A 17,370-nucleotide genomic window follows, 5' to 3' on the forward strand; every position below is an offset into this window, starting at 1 on the left:
TCAGCCTTTCGACAGCGCCTGTACGACGCGGGAGGGGCTGGGCCGGCCGAGCAGCTCCGCCAGCCAGGTGCTGGTGGACACGAGCTTGCCCAGGTCGAGCCCGGTCTCGATGCCGAGCCCCCGCAACATCCAGACCAGGTCTTCGGTCGAGAGGTTGCCGGTGGCGGACTCGGCGTAGGGGCAGCCGCCGATGCCGCCCGTGGAGGCGTCGATCGTGGTCACGCCCGCTCTCAACGCGGCCAGGGTGTTGCCGAGGGCCTGGCCGTAGGTGTCGTGGAAGTGCACGGCGAGCCGCTCGGGGCGGCGGAACGCCTTGATCAGCGCGGTCACGTGCCCGGGCGTGCCGACCCCGATGGTGTCGCCGAGCGACAGCTCGTAGCAGCCGAGCCCGAGCAGCCGCTCCCCGACCGAGACGACCTGGGCGATCGGCGTCGGCCCCTCCCAGGGGTCGCCGAAGCACATCGACACGTACGCGCGCACCCGCACGCCGTTGTCCAGCGCCCTGGCCACGACCGGCTCGAACATCTCGAACTGGCTCTCCAGGCTGCGGTTGAGGTTCTTGGCGGCGAACGTCTCGGTGGCGCTGGCGAAGATGGCGATCTCGTCCACGCCGCGTTCCAGGGCCCGGTCGAGGCCGCGCAGGTTGGGGACGAGGACCGGGTAGCGCACGCCGGGCTTCCTGCGCAGCCGGGCCAGCAGCTCGTCGGCGTCGGCGAGCTGCGGCACCCACTTCGGGTGCACGAAACTGGTCGCCTCGATCACCTTGTGCCCGGCGTCCGCGAGGCGGTCGATGAACTCGGCCTTCACCTCGACGGGCACGATCGAGGACTCGTTCTGCAGGCCGTCGCGCGGGCCGACCTCGTAGATCGTGACCTGCTGCGGCAACCCTTCCATGGGGTACGGCATCAGCCCTCCTCCCTCACCACGGCGAGAACCGCGTCCATGTCGACCGGCTGGCCCGCCTGGACCGCCAGCTCGGAGACCACGCCGTCGCGCGGGGCGGTGACCGTGTGCTCCATCTTCATGGCCTCGACGATCATCAGCGGCTGGCCTTCGGTGACCCGGTCGCCGGCCTGGGCCTTGACCACCAGGACGGTGCCGGGCATGGGGCTCCTGACGACGCCGTCGCCCGTGGCCGCCGCGCCGGGCCGGTCGCCGGGGTCGCCGATGAGGTGCCGGGTGAGCGCCCACGCCGCGCCGTCCTTGCCGAGCCAGAGCGTGTCGTCGTGGCGTACGCGCAGGTAGTGCTCGGTACGGGCGCCGATCGTGACGGTCAGCTCCCCGTCGCCGAGCCGGATGCGCGCGGGCACGATCTCATCGTTTATCCGGACTTCGGCGGATTCTTCGGGCAGGCCGCGGACCTGGACCGCGTGCACCCCGTCCCTCGACTCCAGCCGCCACGTCGTCCAGGCCCGCTCGCCGACCCGCCAGCCGTCCGTAACCTCCCACGGGTCGTCGCCCCGGGGCAGGGTGTGGAAGGCGAGCGCCGCCGCCGCGAGCACCTCGGCGGGCACGTCCGCGGACGGGAGCAGCTCGGGGAGCACGCGCTCGACCAGCCCGGTGTCCAGCTCGCCCGCCTTGACGGCCGGATGCCCGGCGAGGGCCCGCAGGAACGGGATGTTGGTGACCACGCCGAGGACGGCCGTGCGGGCCAGGGCGCGGTCGAGCGTCCTGAGCGCCGAGGCCCGGTCCGGCGCCCAGGCGACGACCTTGGAGAGCATCGGGTCGAACTCGCTGCCCACGACGCCGCCCTCGACCAGCCCCGAGTCCACCCGCACGACGGGTGCGGGACCGCCCGGGACGCCGCCGTCCGGCTCGCGCAACGCCAGCACGCGGCCGCCCGTCGGCAGGAAGCCGCGGGCCGGGTCCTCGGCGTAGACGCGGGCCTCGACGGCGTGCCCGTCGATCCGCACGTCGCCCTGCCCGAACGGCAGCGGCTCCCCCGCCGCGACCCGCAGCTGCAGCTCGACCAGGTCGAGCCCGGTCACCAGCTCGGTGACGGGGTGCTCCACCTGAAGGCGGGTGTTCATCTCCATGAAGTGGTAGGAGCCGGTGGTCCCGTCCACGATGAACTCGACCGTGCCCGCCCCCACGTAGCCCACCGAGCGCGCGGCCTCCACCGCGGCCGAGCCCATGCGGGCGCGGGTCTCGGGGTCGACGAACGGCGAGGGGGCCTCTTCGATGATCTTCTGGTGCCGGCGCTGCAGGCTGCATTCGCGCTCGCCCAGGTGCACGACGTTGCCGTGGGTGTCGGCCAGGATCTGCAGCTCGATGTGGCGTGGGCTCTCGACGTACCGCTCGATCAGCAGGGTCGCGTCGCCGAACGCCGCCCGCGCCGTGCGCCGGGCCGACTCCAGGGCGTCGGGCAGCTCGGCGGCCGACCGCACGAGCACCATGCCCTTGCCGCCGCCGCCCGCGGAGGGCTTGATCAGCGCGGGGAAGTCGCGCCAGGTCTCCAGCGAGTCGCCGGGCTCGGCCCCGCCGGGCACGACGGGCACCCCGGCCGCCGACACCGTGGCCTTGGCGCGGATCTTGTCGCCCATGGCGTCGATGGCCTCGGACGGCGGGCCGACGAACACCAGCCCGGCCTGCGCGCACCGCCGCGCGAACGCGGCGTTCTCGGCGAGGAACCCGTACCCGGGGTGGACGGCCTGCGCCCCGGACGCCAGCGCCGCCCCGACAATTGCCTCAATATCCAGATATTTCGGCACTTGGTGGGCTACGTCGGCCTCCAGCACGTGACGGGCTCCGGCGTCCGACGCCGTGTGCACGGCCACCGACGTGATGCCGAGCCGGCGCAGCGTGCGGATGACCCGTACGGCGATCTCGCCCCTGTTGGCGATCAGAACACGGTCGAACAGCATGCGTCACATCCGGAAGACGCCGTAACCGGCGGGCTCGAGCGGGGCGTTGGCCGCCGCGGACAGCGCCAGGCCGAGGACGGTGCGGGTGTCGAGCGGGTCGATCACGCCGTCGTCCCACAGCCTGGCCGTGGAGTAGTACGGGTTGCCCTGGTGCTCGTACTGGGCCCTGATCGCGTCGGCGTCGGCGGTGCCGACCGTCGTGAGCACGTTCGCGGCCTGCTCGCCGCCCATGACCGAGATGCGGGCGTTCGGCCACATCCACAGGAACCTGGGCGAGTACGCCCGCCCGGCCATCGCGTAGTTCCCCGCCCCGAAGGACCCGCCGATCACGACGGTGAACTTGGGCACCCGCGCGCACGAGACGGCGGTGACCATCTTGGCGCCGTGCTTGGCGATGCCGCCCGCCTCGTAGGCCTTGCCGACCATGAATCCGCTGATGTTCTGCAGGAAGACGAGCGGGATCCGGCGCTGGTCGCACAGCTCGATGAAGTGGGCGCCCTTCATGGCGGACTCGCTGAACAGGATGCCGTTGTTGGCCACGATCCCCACCGGATGGCCGTGGAGGTGGGCGAACCCGGTCACGAGGGTCGAGCCGTACTCGGCCTTGAACTCCAGGAAGCGCGACCCGTCCACGATCCTGGCGATCACCTCGTGCACGTCGTAGGGCTGGCGCGTGTCGGCGGGCACGATCCCGTACAGGTCGCGCGGGTCGTGCCGGGGCGGCTCGGGCGCGACCGTGTCCCAGGGCCGCGCGGCCGAGCTCCGGCGCGGGGCCAGGGTGGAGACGATGTCGCGGACGATGGCCAGCGCGTGCGCGTCGTCCTCGGCCAGGTGGTCGGTGACGCCGCTGACCCGCGCGTGCAGGTCGCCGCCGCCCAGCTCCTCGGCCGTGACCTCCTCGCCGGTGGCCGCCTTCACCAGCGGCGGGCCGCCCAGGAAGATCGTGCCCTGGCCGCGCACGATGACGGCCTCGTCACTCATCGCGGGCACGTACGCGCCGCCCGCCGTGCACGAGCCGAGCACGGCGGCGATCTGCGGGATGCCGCGGGCGGACATGGTGGCCTGGTTGTAGAAGATGCGGCCGAAGTGCTCGCGGTCGGGGAACACCTCGTCCTGCTTGGGCAGGAACGCGCCGCCCGAGTCGACGAGGTAGACGCACGGCAGGTGGTTGTGCAGGGCCACCTCCTGCGCGCGCAGGTGCTTCTTGACCGTGAGCGGGTAGTACGTGCCGCCCTTCACGGTGGCGTCGTTGGCGACGATCACGCACTCGCGGCCGGAGACCCGGCCGACCCCGGTGATGATCCCCGCGGCGGGCGCCTGGTCGTCGTAGAGGCCGTTCGCGGCCAGCGGCGACAGCTCCAGGAAGCGGGAGCCGGGGTCGAGCAGGCCGTCGACGCGGTCGCGCGGCAGCAACTTGCCGCGCTCGACGTGGCGCAGACGCGAGCGCTCGGGGCCGCCCCGGGCGGCGGCCTCCAGCCGCTCCAGCAGCTCGGCGGCGAGCCGCTCGTTGAGCTCGGCGTTGCGTTTGAACGCCTCGCCGCCGGGATCGGCGGACGACTTCAGCACCGGCCACTCGCTCATGACGCCCCTCTCATAGCACGAGATGTTAGTCATCATTAACGTAGTCGTCTAGCATGTGAGACGTGACCACTACCGCCCCTACCCGGAATCGCCGCAACAGGCGCGGGGAGATCCTGGAGGCGGCGGCCCGGCTGTTCGCCGCGCGCGGTTTCCACGGCGTCTCGATCGAGGACATCGGCGCCGCGGTCGGCGTCTCGGGCCCCGCGCTCTACCGGCACTTCAGCGGCAAGGACGCGCTGCTGTCGGAGATGCTGCTCGACGTCAGCTCGCGGCTGCGCGAGTCGGCCGCCGCGGTGGTCACCTCGTACCCGGATCCCCAGGAGACGCTGGACGCGCTGCTCAACGCGCAGATCACGTTCGCCCTCGAGCAGCCGGCGCTGATCACCGTGCACGACAGGGAGCTGGGCAACGTGCCCGAGCCCGAGCGGCGCCAGATCAGGCGGCTGCAGCGGCTCTACGTCGAGGAGTGGGTCACCGTGCTGGCCGAGCTGCACCCGGCGTGCCCGGCGGCGCGACTGCGGGCCGCGACGCACGCCGTGTTCGGGCTGCTCAACTCCACGCCGCACAGCGCGGGCGAGCTGGGCGCGGGGGACATGCGGCCGCTGCTGCACGCCATGGCGCGCGCGGCCGTCACCGCTGCTGTTAGCGCTCGCTAACTTTCAGGGATCTGCCTGAAATGGCCTTCCCGTGCCAACTATCTAGATATATCGTCAAGATATCTCGATAGTTGGAGGTAATCATGGAAGAGCCCGACTTCTGGGATGCCCCGCACCCCCACCACCCGTTTCCCCCGCACCCGCCCGGCCCACCGCCCGGTCCACCGCCGGGGCCGGGCGGCTTCGGCCCGCCCTACCCGCCGCCCCCGCCCGGGCCCCACTTCGGCACCGTGGTCCACTGGGAGACGCCCGCTCCGCGGGTGCGCCGCGGCGACGTCCGGGCCGCCCTGCTGGCGCTGCTCCTCGAAGGGCCGCAGAACGGCTACCAGATGATCCAGGGCATCGAGGAGCGCAGCCACGGCGTCTGGCGGCCCAGCCCCGGCTCCGTCTATCCAGCGCTGCAGCAGCTCGAGGACGAGGGCCTGGTGTCCGGCGACGAGTCCGGCGGGAGCCGTACGTACCGCCTGACGGAGGAGGGCCGCGGCCAGGCGGCCAGGTACGCCGACGAGGCGCCGTGGGACGAGGTCGCCCGCACGGCCGTGCCGCCGGACCACCACGAGCTGCGCCTGCTCTGGGCCCAGCTCAACGAGGCGTTCTCCCACCTGGTCCGCACGGCCGACGAGCGTCAGATCGCGGCGGCCAAGGAGCTGATCAAGAAGACGCGCAAGTCCATGTTCCAGATCCTGGCGGAGGGCTGAGATGGCGGCGGACGCGGCGGTCGCCGTGCGCGGCCTGCGGAAGACGTACGGGAAGGTCGAGGCCGTCAAAGGCGTCGACTTCGAGGTGCGCCCGGGCGAGGTGTTCGGCTTCCTCGGGCCGAACGGCGCCGGCAAGACCACCACCATCAGCATGCTCTGCACGCTGGTGAACCCCACCGGCGGCAGCGCCACCGTGGCGGGCCACGACGTGGTCAGGGACCGTGACGAGGTCCGCAGGAACATCGGCCTCGTCTTCCAGGACCCCACCCTCGACGGCTACCTGAGCGCCGAGCAGAACCTGCGCTTCCACGCCGAGCTGTACGGCGTGCCCAAGGGCATGGTCGGCGACCGGATCCGGCAGGTCATGGAGATGGTCGCGCTGTGGGACCGCAAGGACGCCAAGGTGATGACGTTCTCGGGCGGCATGAAGCGGCGGCTGGAGATCGCCCGCGGCCTGCTGCACTCCCCGCGCGTGCTCTTCCTCGACGAGCCCACCGTGGGGCTCGACCCGCAGACCCGCTCGGCCATCTGGGGCTACATCAACCAGCTGCGGCTCCTGGAGGACATCACCATCTTCATGACCACGCACTACATGGACGAGGCCGAGTACTGCGACCGGATCGCGATCATCGACCACGGCGAGGTCGTCGTCATCGACTCGCCCGAGGCGCTGAAGGCCAGCGTCGGCAAGGACCGGGTGCAGATCCAGACCCCCGACGACGCGGAGGCGATCAAGGCGCTGCGGGAGCGGTTCGGGCTGGAGGCGGCCGTGCGCGAGGGCGCGGTGACGTTCGCGGTGGCCTCGGGCGAGGAGTTCGTGCCGAGGCTGTTCGCCGAGCTCGGCATGCCGATCAAATCGGTGAGCGTGTCGCGGCCGTCCCTGGACGACGTGTTCATGTCCTACACCGGCTCCACGATCCGCGACGCCGAGGCCGGCGACGGCAACACGGCGTTCATGAGAGCGATGGCGAGGCGATAGTCATGGCGACAGAGGCCATCAGCGTCCGCGTGCCGGTCCGCAGCGCCGGTCACGACCTGCGGGCGATCAAGGTCGTGCTCCACCGGGAGATGCTGCGCTTCGTCAACGACCGCACCCGCATGGCGTCCATGCTGGTGCAGCCCGTGCTCTGGCTGTTCGTCATGGGCACGGGGCTCGGGTCGCTGGTGCGGGGGGCGATCCCCGGGATCGACTACCGCACGTTCATGTACCCCGGCATGATCTCCATGACCGTGATCATGACCGGGATGTTCTCGGCCGGGTCCATCGTGTGGGACCGCGAGTTCGGCTTCCTCAGGGAGATGCTGGTCGCGCCCGTCTCACGCGGGGCGATCGTGGTCGGCAAGTGCCTGGGCGGCGCCATCGTGGCCACCGGGCAGGGCATCCTCATCCTGGCCATGGCGGGGCTGGTGGGGGTTCCCTACTCGCCCGCGCTCTTCGTGACGCTGCTGGCGGAGATGTTCCTCGCGGCGTTCACGATCACGGCCTTCGGGGTGATGCTGGCCGCCCGGATGAAGAACATGCAGACCTTCTTCGGGCTGATGCAGATGGCGATCATGCCCATGATGTTCCTGTCGGGGGCGATGTTCCCGCTGGCCAACCTGCCGTCGTGGCTGCACGTGCTGACCGTGGTCAACCCGATGACGTACGCGGTGGACCCGCTGCGCCAGGCGGTCTTCTCGCACCTGGACGTGCCGGCGCAGGTCGACGCGGTGCTGAACCCCGGGGTCCGGTGGTTCGACTTCCAGGTGCCGGTGATGCTCGAGCTCGGCCTCGTGGCGGCCCTGGGGCTGGCGCTGCTGGGGGTGGGGATCGCGGAGTTCAGGCGGGCGGAGTAGACGGAACGAGGCCCGGGGCGGCGTGCCCCGGGCCTCGGCCTCACATCAGATCAGCGCTTGACCCGGACGTAGTCCGAGCCGCTGGTGGCGCCGTAGGTGTCGTCGTCACCGCCGAACACGAACCGCCAGCGGCCCGAGTTCCAGCCCTTGACCTTGGTGTAGAGCCCGCCGCCGTCGTTCGACCAGGTCGTCTTCACGTACTGCCACTTCTTCGAGCCCGCGGGCTTGAAGAACAGCGCGACCTTGCCCGAGTAGCCCTCCCAGGAGCCCTCGTCGAAGACCTGCAGGCGGCCCTTGAACTTCAGGTACTTGCCGCGCTTGACCGGCTCGGGGTACGCGTTGAACTTGATCAGCCGCGTGTCCGCCTTGGACGCCGTAGGAGGCGGCGCCGGCTCGTTGACCTTGACCCAGTCGGCGTCGCTGACCGAGCCGCGGACACCGCGGGTGCCGCCGTACTCGGCCCGCCACCAGCCCGAGGTCTGCGCGGGAGCGGAGGCCCAGAAGCGGCCGTCACGGCCGGTCACGTCACTGGTGACGTACTCCCACCTGGACGAGCCGTCGGCCTTGAAGAAGATCGAGACCCGCTCGCCGGCCACGCCGCCGCGGTCCTCGACCAGCAGGGCGCCGCTGAACGTGAGCCGGTCACCCTTGTCCACGGGCTCCGGGCGGGCGTCGAAGCCGGCGATCCTGCTGCTCAGGACGCCGCGCCTGACGTCGACCCGGTCGGTGTCGCTGACCGAGCCCTTGGCCGCGGAGGTGGCCGCGAACTCGGCCCGCCACCAGCCCGTCTCGTCGGCCCGCACGGTGGCGCTGAACCAGCCGTTGCCACCGGTCGTCACCTTGGTGACCTGGCGGTAGGCGTCGGTGCCGCGCTCGCGGAAGGTGATGGCGACGCTCTGGCCGCCGTACCCCTTGCCGTCGGCGAGGAGCTGGCCGGAGACCTTGATCAGGTCGCCCTTGTCCACGGAGTCGGGGCTGGCGTCGAAGTCGACGATCTTGGTGTCGAGGACCTTCTTGACCGAGACCTCGAACGTGCCGCCGCGGGAGGCGCCGCCGGCGACGGCGAGCCAGCTCCACGTGCCGACGTTCGTGGAGTCGAAGGACCTGGTGCCGGACCACTTCGTCCAGTCGCCGTCCTTGGCGGACGTCAGGTCGACGGGCTTGCCGACGCTGATGTCGCCCGGGGGCTTGAGCTGGAGCTCGGCCTTGTCGGCCCCCTTGGTGGCGAAGCTGAACGTGGCCGTGACCGCGCCGTTGGTGACGTCGATCGGAGAATTGGGACTGATCCCGACTTGGGTGATGACGGGATCCGCGGCCGCCGTCGCAGCGGAGGGAGCCATGACCAGGGCTCCGGCTCCGAGCGCAATGGCAAGGGCGGCCACACGAATGCGTTGTAACATGCGGGTTCCTTCCAGATACCCAACGGTTCAACGCGGCATTGAGGGTGCCACGTGTGTCAATTAAGTAGACGTACGCGCCGACCGGAAGGTTTAGGAATCTGACAAACCGTTATATGTCGGGGTCAAACGGACCGGTCCACAACATGTCAGCCACGTCCGGCAGACGTCGGCGCCGATGAAAGACATAATCGAGGTGTGGCGCGCGACACAGTTGAGACTCATTTCACCCAGGCGGTTGCGACGCTGAAGGCGGGCCCCGCGCGAGATCCGGGGCTGCCGGTCCGCGAGGGCAGCTCGCTGACCGGCGAGCAGTGCATGAAACTGTTCCAGCGTCAGCTCGACAGCCGCCTGCTGGACATCGCGGCCCGCTGGCTGCGCGAGCGGGACGAGGGCTACTACACGATCGGCTCCGCCGGCCACGAGGGCAACGCGGCCGTCGCCGCCGCCCTGCGGCCCACCGACCCCGCCCTGCTCCACTACCGCTCCGGCGCGTTCTACCTGACCAGGTCCGAGCAGGCGGGCAGGCTGCCCGAGCAGGGCATCCGCGACGTGCTGATGGGCCTGGCCGCGGCGGCCGACGAGCCGATCGCGGGCGGCCGGCACAAGGTGTTCGGCCATCCCGACCTGGCCGTCATCCCCCAGACCTCCACGATCGCCAGCCACCTGCCCAGGTCCGTCGGCGTGGCGTTCGCCATCGAGCGGGCCGCGGCGGCGATCGGCGATCAGGCCCGCTGGCCCGCCGACGCGGTCGCGGTGTGCAGCTTCGGCGACGCCTCGATCAACCACGCGAGCGCCCTGAGCGGCTTCAACACCGCCTCCTACGCCACCTATCAAGGCAAGGCGATGCCGCTGCTGCTCGTGTGCGAGGACAACGGCATCGGCATCAGCGTCCGCACGCCCAAGGGCTGGGTGGAGTCGGCCCTGCGCCGGCCCGGGATCGAATACTTCGCCGCCGACGGCTGCGACCTCGCCGCGGCGTACGACGCCGCCGTCAGCGCGGTCCGGCACGTACGCGAGCGCCGCTCCCCCGCCTTCCTCCACCTGACCACCGTGCGGCTCATGGGGCACGCCGGCTCCGACGTCGAGCAGGCCTACCGCACGCAGCGCGAGATCAGGGCCGACCTGGAGCGCGACCCGCTGGTGCGCACGGCGCAGCTGCTCGTGGAGGCGGGGCAGAGCACGCCGGAAGAGCTGCTCAGGACGTACGAGTCCCAGCGAGAGCACGTGCTGCGGGTCGCGCTGGAGACGACGCGCAGCCCGCGGCTCGGCTCCGCCAAGGAGGTCATGGAGCCGATCGCGCCGCGCAAGCCGGAGCTGATCGCCAAGATCAGCCCGATGGCGGCCCCGGCCCCGGAGCGGGAGAAGGCGTTCGCCGGGGCGCTGCCCGAGCACGACAAGCCGATGACGCTCTCGCAGGCCATCAACCGCACGCTCGCCGACGCGCTGGCCGTCTACCCCGAGATGACCGTGTTCGGCGAGGACGTCGCCAAGAAGGGCGGCGTCTACGGCGTGACCAGGGGGCTGCAGAAGCGGTTCGGCGCGGCCCGGGTGTTCGACACGTTGCTGGACGAGCAGGCCATCCTGGGGCTGGCGCTCGGCGCCGGCGTGTCGGGGCTGCTGCCCGTGCCGGAGATCCAGTACCTCGCCTACCTGCACAACGCGCTCGACCAGATCCGGGGGGAGGCGGCCACGCTGTCGTTCTTCTCGCGCGGCTCCTACACCAACCCGATGGTGGTCCGGGTGGCCGGGTACGCCTACCAGAAGGGGTTCGGCGGCCACTTCCACAACGACAACGCGGTGGGCGCGCTGCGCGACATCCCCGGCCTGGTCATCGCCTCGCCCGCGCGCCCCGACGACGCGGCCGCCATGCTGCGCACGTGCCTGGCGGCGGCCCGCACGTCCGGGTCGGTGTGCGTGTTCCTGGAGCCGATCGCGCTCTACCACACGCGCGACCTGTTCGAGGAGGGCGACGGGGGCTGGCTGGCGCCGTACGCGGCGCCCGGGCGCTGGCCGGAGACGCACGTGCCGATCGGGCACGCGCGCTCCTACGGCGACGGGCGCGACCTGACGATCGTGACGTTCGGCAACGGCGTGCGGATGAGCCTGCGGGCCGCGGTGCGGCTGACCCAGGAGGGGTACGGCTGCCGCGTGCTCGACCTGCGCTGGCTGGCGCCGCTCCCGATGGACGACCTGCTGCGGGCGGCCGAGCTGACCGGCAACGTGCTGATCGCCGACGAGACCCGGCACACCGGCGGCGTGTCGGAGGGGATCATGGCGGAGCTGGCCGACGCCGGGTTCACCGGGAAGCTCGCGCGGGTGACCTCGTCCGACAGCTTCATCCCCCTGGGCGGGGCGGCCGAGCACGTGCTGCTGTCGGAGGCGGAGATCGAGCAGGCGGCGCGCAAGCTCCTGGGGTGACCGCTACGGGTTCGAGCGGGCGACGGCGCCCCTGATGCACGTGGGCTTCGACCAGGCGACCGTCGAGCTCTCCGAGACGCGCAGCAGGACGCCCACCAGGAAGCAGTAGCCGGTGCCCGGGTCCAGTCCCGCGACGCGGGTCTCGGTGCTGCCCTGGCCCAGGGCGGTGACGGCCTGCTCGCCCTTCTTGAGCGGGGAGCGCTGGAGGACCACCGGATAGCGGCGGGCGGCCGCGGGGAGCGTCCACTTCAGCTCGACGAGGGCGCCCTGGTCGGCGGTCACCTTCAGGCCACGCGGGGTCAGCGCGGCGACGGACTGCTTGTCGATGGCCTCGGTGTCCCGGGTGCCCGGCTCGGACGCCGAGGGCCGGGTGGTCTGTGATGGCTCGTTCTGCTGGAGCGACAGGTAGACGGCCGCGCTCGTGCCGCCCACGACGACGGCCGCCACGGCGGCGCCGATCACGAGGCCCCGCGGCAGGCGCCCCCCTCCGCCCGGCGCGGTCGTCCCGCCCCGCCCCGGCGGAGTGGTGGCCGAGTTGATGGACGGCGGTGCGGGCGCGCCCGTCGCGCTGTAGCCGGGCTGCCCGCCGCCCGGCACCTGCGCACCGGTGGCGTGCATGCCGCCGGTGCCCGCCGCCCGCGCTTCCGGAGCGAACGGCGACGGCCGCGCCTCCGGCGCGAAGGGCGACGGTCTCGCCTCGGGGGCGAACGGCGACGGCCGGCCGGGGCCGCCGGGCAGGTGGTTGCCGGTGGTCGGGAGATGGTTGCCGGTGGACGGCAGGTGGTTGCCCGTGGTCGGGAGCTGAGGGCTCCCCGTGTGCTGGGGGCTCCCCGTGTGCTGGGGCTCGCCGGTGGGCGGGTCGTCGAGGCGGGGGCGGGGCACCGTGGACATCGCCGGTCCCGGGCCGGGGTCCTGGCCCACCAGGTCGGTCACCGGCAGGCCCAGCTCGGCCTGCACCTCCTGCAGCCGCCGGGCGAGCTCCCGCGCCGACCCGTACCGCACCTCGGGCTGCTTGGACATCGCCCGCATGACCGTCTCGAGGACCGGCGGCGGCACGTCGGAGCGGTTGATCGGGGGCGGCTCGACGCTGAGCACCCGGTACATCAGGGGCGCGATCGACGGGTCCGTCGGGTTGTGGAAGGCGGGCTGGCCGGCCAGCAGGTGGTAGAGGGTCGAGCCGAGCGAGTAGATGTCGGTCGAGGCCGAGTGCGGCTGGCCCGTGAGCACCTCGGGGGCGGCGTGCAGCGGGGTGAACGCCTGCGACGTGGCCGAGATCTCCGAGGAGTCCACGACCCGGGCCACGCCGAAGTCGGCGATGGCGGGCTCGCCGTACCGGGAGATGAGGATGTTCTGCGGCTTGATGTCGCCGTGCAGGACCCCGGCCTCGTGTACGGCGGCCAGCGCCCCGGCCAGCTTCACCCCGGCCCGCAGCACGTCGGGCACCGGCAGCGGCCCCTCCTTGCGGACCCTGTCGCGCAGCGAGCCGTTCTCGAAGTAGTCCATCGCGATGTACGGCTTGCCGGAGCGGGTGACGCCGGTGTCGAAGACGGTGACGACGTTGGGGTGGCCGGTCAGGCGGCCGGTGAGCTGCAGCTCGCGCTGGAACCTGCGCATCGTGCGCTGGTCGACCCGGTCGACGGACAGCACCTTGAGCGCCACGACCCGGTCGAGGCGCTCCTGGTAGGCGCGGTACACGACGGCGAAGCCGCCCTGGCCCGCCTGATCGAGTACCCGGTAGCCGGGCGCGTCCTCGACTGGCAGCACGGCACTCCCCCCTGTTGCAGGCGAGTTTAGTGCGAATTTTGGGGGTTAGAGCGGATTCATGAGGTACGCGCCGAAGGCCGCGGACGCGACCGACACCAGCAGGAAGAGGAACACGTAGAACCCGCCGGGCAGGAACGTCAGCCTGGCCAGCTGGTCCGCGTCGGAGTCTCGCGCCTGCCGCCTGCTCCGCTTGCGCTGCAGCTCGATGATCGGCCTGATCCCGCCGAACAGCAGGAACCAGACCGCGACCAGGGCGACGACCTGCTGGACCTCGGCGGGCGCGTACATGATCAGGGCGAACACGGCGCCGCCGGTGGCGAGCAGGATCAGCGCGCCGTACAGGTTGCGGATCAGCAGCAGCATGCAGACCAGGAACAGCAGCACGCTCCAGATCAGCAGCGTGATGTGCCCCATCTCGGTCAGCCAGGCGGCGCCCAGCCCCAGCAGCGGAGGCGCCACATAGCCGGCGAGCGCGGTCAGCACCATGCCGGGCCCGGTGGGCCTGCCTCTGGTCAGCGTCACGCCGGAGGTGTCGGAGTGGAGGCGGATGCCTTCGAGTTTGCGCCGGGTGACCAGCGCCATCAGCGCGTGGCCGCCCTCGTGGGCGATCGTGATCAGGCCTCTGGTCACCTGCCAGGGCATGCGGAAGCCGACGAGCACGAACGCGGCGAGAGCCGAGACCCCCACGACCCAGGGGTCGGGGTCAGGCTGAACCTTGATCAGGTGGGCCCAGAGCTGTTCCATCGAGGAGAAACCCTATCCAGGTAGAGTCTCCTGCGTGGCCACAGAACAAGATTCTGACGCCCGGATTCCGGACTGGTGGCGCGGGCTCGGGCTGCCCGGTCTGATCGACCTGCACGTCCACTTCCTGCCGGAGCGGATGGAGCGGCGGGTTTGGCACCACTTCAGGCACGGCGGCCCGCTGATGGGGAACGGCTGGAAGATCGAGTACGAGTGGCCGGCGGAGGAGCGGGTCGCGCTGCTGCGGGCCATGGGCGTGCGCACGTTCCCCGCTCTCGCCTATGCGCACAAGCCGGACATGGCGCTCGATCTCAACGCCTGGACGCTGGAGTTCGCCCGCCGTACACCCGAATGCCTCCCTTCGGCGACCTTCTACCCCGAGCCTGGCGTCGTGGAGTACGTGCGCCGCGCTCTGGAGGACGGGGCCAGGATCTTCAAGGTGCACCTGCAGGTCGGCGGGTTCGACCCGCGGGCCGCCGAGCTGGACGAGGTCTGGGGGCTGCTGGCGGACGCGGGGGTGCCGGTGGTGACGCACGCCAGTTCGGTGCCCGTGCCGGGCGGGCACATCGGCCCCGGGCCGATCGGCGAGGTGCTGCGCAGGCATCCGCGGCTGCGGGTGGTGATCGCGCATCTGGGGATGCCGGAGTACGACCCGTTCTTCGAGCTGGCCGCCCGCTACGAGCGGGTCGCGCTGGACACCACGATGGCGTTCACCGACTTCGCCGAGCTGGGCATGCCGTTCCCCGCGCGGCTGCGGCCGGCATTGCTTGATCTGGGCATTTCAGGCAAGGTGGTGCTCGGTAGTGACTTCCCGACGATTCCGTATCCTTACGCCCATCAGCTCGACGCGCTCGCCCGGCTCGACCTGGGCGATGCCTGGTTGCGGGCGGTGTGCTGGGGCAACGCAGCGGCCATGATCTGATAGAGGAGTGAACGATCGGCACGTCGCGCTCATCGGCGCTTTCTACGACGCTCTGGGGCGCGCGGACTTCGCGGCCATGGAGCGCTGCTACCACCCCGAGATCAGCTTCGGCGATCCGATCTTCCAGGAGGTCGAGGGGCGTGACCGCGTGATGACGATGTGGCGGCTGCAGCTCGGCGTGCGCGACGGCCTCAGATCCACCTACGGCGACGTGACGGCCGACGACTTCACCGGCACCGCGCGCTGGACGTCCCGCTACACCTTCTCCAGGACCGGGCGCCAGGTCGTCAACGAGATCGACGCGCTGTTCAGGTTCGAGGGCGATCTGATCGTCCGCCACCACGACGAATTCGACTTCAAGCGCTGGTCGAAGATGGCGCTGGGCAGGCCGCACGGGCTGCTGTTCGGCTGGACGCCGATGTGGCGCAAGACCATCAGAGACCGCGCCACGCAACGGCTCGACGAGCTCTCTTAGGTCCAAGGAGGGCCATGGCCAGGGTGAAGGGGTTCAGGCGCAGCGGCGACGTCCACGAGGAAGCGCCCGAGCACTCGATGGACCCGCGTGCCACGGAGGAGCGGCCCTACCGGCCGACCGTCATCGACAACGCCATCTACCGCGACGGCAGGCGCGTCGACACGCCCGGCTCCCTGGGCGCCGCCTTCGAGTGCCTCAAGGAGATCCCGCGCAGCATGGCCTGGATCGGCCTCTACCGGCCGAAGGAGTGGGAGCTGGTCAAGCTCGGCGAGGAGTTCGAGCTGCACGAGCTGGCGCTGGAGGACGCGATCGTCGGCTCCCAGCGGCCCAAGGCCGACCGCTACGGCGACACGCTGTTCGTGGTGCTGCGGGCCGCGCGCTATCTGGACGACGTGGAGGAGGTCGCGTTCGGGGAGGTGCACGTCTTCATCGGCCCCAACTTCGTGATCACCGTACGCCACGCCGAGGCCCCCGACCTCCAGGCCGTCCGCAAGCGCATGGAGTCCGAGCCCGAGCTGCTGAAACAGGGCCCGCAGGCGGTCCTGTACGCCATCCTCGACGCGGTGGTGGACGGCTACGCCCCGGTGGTGGCCGGGCTGCAGAAGGACATCGAGGAGATCGAGGTCCAGGTCTTCGGCGGCGACCCGTCGGTGTCGCGGCGGGTCTACGAGCTGTCCGGCGAGGTGATCGAGTTCCAGCGGGCCACGGCGCCGCTGGTGGGCATGCTCCACGCGTTCATCGCGGGGGCCTCCAAGCACGGGATGAACGACGAGCTGCAGAGCTACCTGCGTGACGTGGCCGACCACGCGATCACGGTGTCGGAGCGGATCTCCGCGTTCCGGCAGATGCTGCAGGACATCCTGATCGTCAACTCGACGCTGGTGACGCAGGCGCAGAACGCGGAGATGGCCCGGATGACAGAGGCGAGCATCCAGCAGGGCGAGGAGGTCAAGAAGATCTCCGCCTGGGCCGCCATCCTGTTCGCTCCGACATTGGTCGGGACCATTTACGGGATGAATTTCGATTTCATGCCCGAAACGCACTGGGCATTCGGGTATCCATTCGCGATCGTGCTGATGGCGGCCGTCTGTCTGACCCTTTATCTCGTCTTCAAAGGCCGCGACTGGCTCTGAACGTCACCACATGGCCCCGATCACGATCCCGACCACGATCAGGGCCACCAGGGTGACGCGGATGGCGGCGGACACCTCGTGACCCTCAGGCGTCCAGTCCCACGTGCGCTTCCAGCCGCTCGAGCCGCTGGACGAGGGGCTGCAACTCCTGGCGGACGGCGGCGGACAGCATCGCCTGGACGGCGGCGGGCCGGCCCTGGTCTCCCTGCGCCTCGACGTCCTGCTGCGTCTGCGCCCGCAGGTGGACGTACCCGGCCAGGGCCGCCACCACGGCGCGCCTGGTGAGCCTGGGCTCGGCGCCCAGCCCGCGCAGGACCTGGCCGGCGGTCCCGTCGGGCTCGGCGACGAGGCCGAGCAGGAGGTGCTCGCAGCCCACGTAGTTGTGGCCGAGTGAGGTCGCCTCCGTGACGGCGAACTCCAGCGCGTTGGCCGCCGCCCCGCTGAAGTTGCGCGGCTCCGAGCCGCCGGCCGCGCCGGGGGCGGGCTGGTGGCGGGCGAGGTCGCGGCCGACCTGCTCGGGGTCGATCTCCACGGCCCGCAGGACGTGCAGCGCCAGGTTGGTCCCCTCGCTCAGCATGGCGCCCAGCAGGTGCTCGGTGCCGACGGCTGCGGCCCCTTCCGCCCTGGCCTGGTCGGCGGCCAGTTTGAGGACGGTGCGCGTCCTGGGCGTCAGGTGCCTCAGCGCCCCGGTCGGCTCTTCGAGGTCGAGGTCGCTCAGGACGGTCTCCCTGATGGCGGTCACCCGGCGGACCGCCTGCTCCAGCGCGCGCTGGCACACCGCCGACACCGGCACCCCGGCCTGCTTGACCGCTTCCGCGAGTTCGTCCGGCAGGTAGACGTTGATCTTTGGCATACCCCTATAGTAACCCTCATGGGGTTACA

The 17,370-nt window shown here is 71.2% G+C and carries 15 protein-coding genes; 8 read left to right on the top strand and 7 right to left on the bottom strand.

What is annotated here, in order from left to right:
- The 3 genes from AB0L65_RS01005 to AB0L65_RS01015 are packed head-to-tail and all read right to left on the bottom strand — an operon-like array spanning position 1 to position 4,445.
- The gene (locus tag AB0L65_RS01005; protein WP_364239201.1) at positions 1-906 is read right to left on the bottom strand and encodes a hydroxymethylglutaryl-CoA lyase; all 906 of its coding nucleotides are present in this window, start codon (positions 904-906) and stop codon (positions 1-3) included.
- On the bottom strand, positions 906-2,864 hold the full coding sequence (locus AB0L65_RS01010) for a biotin carboxylase N-terminal domain-containing protein (protein WP_364239203.1): 1,959 nt from the start codon (positions 2,862-2,864) through the stop codon (positions 906-908). Before AB0L65_RS01010 ends, AB0L65_RS01005 begins: the two co-directional genes overlap by 1 nt.
- 3 nt (positions 2,865-2,867) lie before the next feature.
- On the bottom strand, positions 2,868-4,445 hold the full coding sequence (locus AB0L65_RS01015) for a carboxyl transferase domain-containing protein (protein ID WP_364239205.1): 1,578 nt from the start codon (positions 4,443-4,445) through the stop codon (positions 2,868-2,870).
- Positions 4,446-4,507: 62 nt separating this feature from the next.
- Here AB0L65_RS01015 and AB0L65_RS01020 point away from each other — a divergent pair, with 62 nt between their 5' ends.
- The 4 genes from AB0L65_RS01020 to AB0L65_RS01035 all read left to right on the top strand — a co-directional run bounded on the left by AB0L65_RS01020 (position 4,508) and on the right by AB0L65_RS01035 (position 7,635).
- Entirely contained in the window at positions 4,508-5,101 is a 594-nt protein-coding gene (locus AB0L65_RS01020) for a helix-turn-helix domain-containing protein (RefSeq protein ID WP_364239206.1), read from the top strand.
- 83 nt (positions 5,102-5,184) lie between these two features.
- Positions 5,185-5,799, top strand: coding sequence for a PadR family transcriptional regulator (locus tag AB0L65_RS01025; RefSeq protein WP_364239208.1), 615 nt, complete (start codon positions 5,185-5,187; stop codon positions 5,797-5,799).
- 1 nt (position 5,800) lies between these two features.
- Entirely contained in the window at positions 5,801-6,778 is a 978-nt protein-coding gene (locus tag AB0L65_RS01030; protein ID WP_364239209.1) for an ATP-binding cassette domain-containing protein, read from the top strand.
- A 2-nt stretch (positions 6,779-6,780) separates the two neighbouring features.
- Entirely contained in the window at positions 6,781-7,635 is an 855-nt protein-coding gene (locus AB0L65_RS01035) for an ABC transporter permease (RefSeq protein WP_350722296.1), read from the top strand.
- A gap of 50 nt (positions 7,636-7,685) precedes the next feature.
- Here the strand turns inward: AB0L65_RS01035 and AB0L65_RS01040 are convergent, their stop codons facing one another.
- Positions 7,686-8,975 carry a hypothetical protein gene (locus AB0L65_RS01040; RefSeq protein WP_364239211.1) on the bottom strand — a complete coding sequence of 430 codons (1,290 nt, stop codon included), beginning with the start codon at positions 8,973-8,975 and terminating at the stop codon, positions 7,686-7,688.
- A gap of 255 nt (positions 8,976-9,230) precedes the next feature.
- Here AB0L65_RS01040 and AB0L65_RS01045 point away from each other — a divergent pair, with 255 nt between their 5' ends.
- A complete protein-coding gene (locus AB0L65_RS01045; RefSeq protein ID WP_364239213.1) occupies positions 9,231-11,453 on the top strand; it encodes a thiamine pyrophosphate-dependent enzyme in 2,223 nt (740 codons plus the stop codon).
- Between the two features lie 3 nt (positions 11,454-11,456).
- Here AB0L65_RS01045 and AB0L65_RS01050 read toward each other — a convergent pair whose 3' ends face one another.
- Both AB0L65_RS01050 and AB0L65_RS01055 read right to left on the bottom strand, forming a co-directional pair.
- The gene (locus AB0L65_RS01050) at positions 11,457-13,217 is read right to left on the bottom strand and encodes a protein kinase (RefSeq protein ID WP_364239214.1); all 1,761 of its coding nucleotides are present in this window, start codon (positions 13,215-13,217) and stop codon (positions 11,457-11,459) included.
- Positions 13,218-13,262: 45 nt separating this feature from the next.
- Complete coding sequence (locus AB0L65_RS01055; protein ID WP_364239216.1) at positions 13,263-13,961, bottom strand: M50 family metallopeptidase; 699 nt, start codon at positions 13,959-13,961, stop codon at positions 13,263-13,265.
- 34 nt (positions 13,962-13,995) lie between these two features.
- Between AB0L65_RS01055 and AB0L65_RS01060 the strand changes: the two genes are divergently transcribed.
- Genes AB0L65_RS01060 through AB0L65_RS01070 form a run of 3 tightly spaced genes read left to right on the top strand, consistent with a single transcriptional unit; the run spans position 13,996 to position 16,488 of the window.
- A complete protein-coding gene (locus AB0L65_RS01060; RefSeq protein ID WP_364239218.1) occupies positions 13,996-14,880 on the top strand; it encodes an amidohydrolase family protein in 885 nt (294 codons plus the stop codon).
- Between the two features lie 7 nt (positions 14,881-14,887).
- Positions 14,888-15,355, top strand: coding sequence for a nuclear transport factor 2 family protein (locus AB0L65_RS01065; RefSeq protein WP_364239219.1), 468 nt, complete (start codon positions 14,888-14,890; stop codon positions 15,353-15,355).
- A gap of 14 nt (positions 15,356-15,369) precedes the next feature.
- Positions 15,370-16,488 (top strand): magnesium and cobalt transport protein CorA, encoded by a 1,119-nt coding sequence (locus tag AB0L65_RS01070; RefSeq protein ID WP_364239220.1) that lies wholly within the window; start codon positions 15,370-15,372, stop codon positions 16,486-16,488.
- 85 nt (positions 16,489-16,573) lie between these two features.
- Here the strand turns inward: AB0L65_RS01070 and AB0L65_RS01075 are convergent, their stop codons facing one another.
- Positions 16,574-17,341: a Clp protease N-terminal domain-containing protein gene (locus tag AB0L65_RS01075; RefSeq protein WP_364239221.1), complete on the bottom strand. Its 768-nt coding sequence runs from the start codon at positions 17,339-17,341 to the stop codon at positions 16,574-16,576.
- Positions 17,342-17,370: the final 29 nt, after the last annotated feature.

The sequence above is a fragment of the Nonomuraea sp. NPDC052116 genome (assembly GCF_040680035.1).
GTDB classification, from domain to species: domain Bacteria; phylum Actinomycetota; class Actinomycetes; order Streptosporangiales; family Streptosporangiaceae; genus Nonomuraea; species Nonomuraea angiospora_A.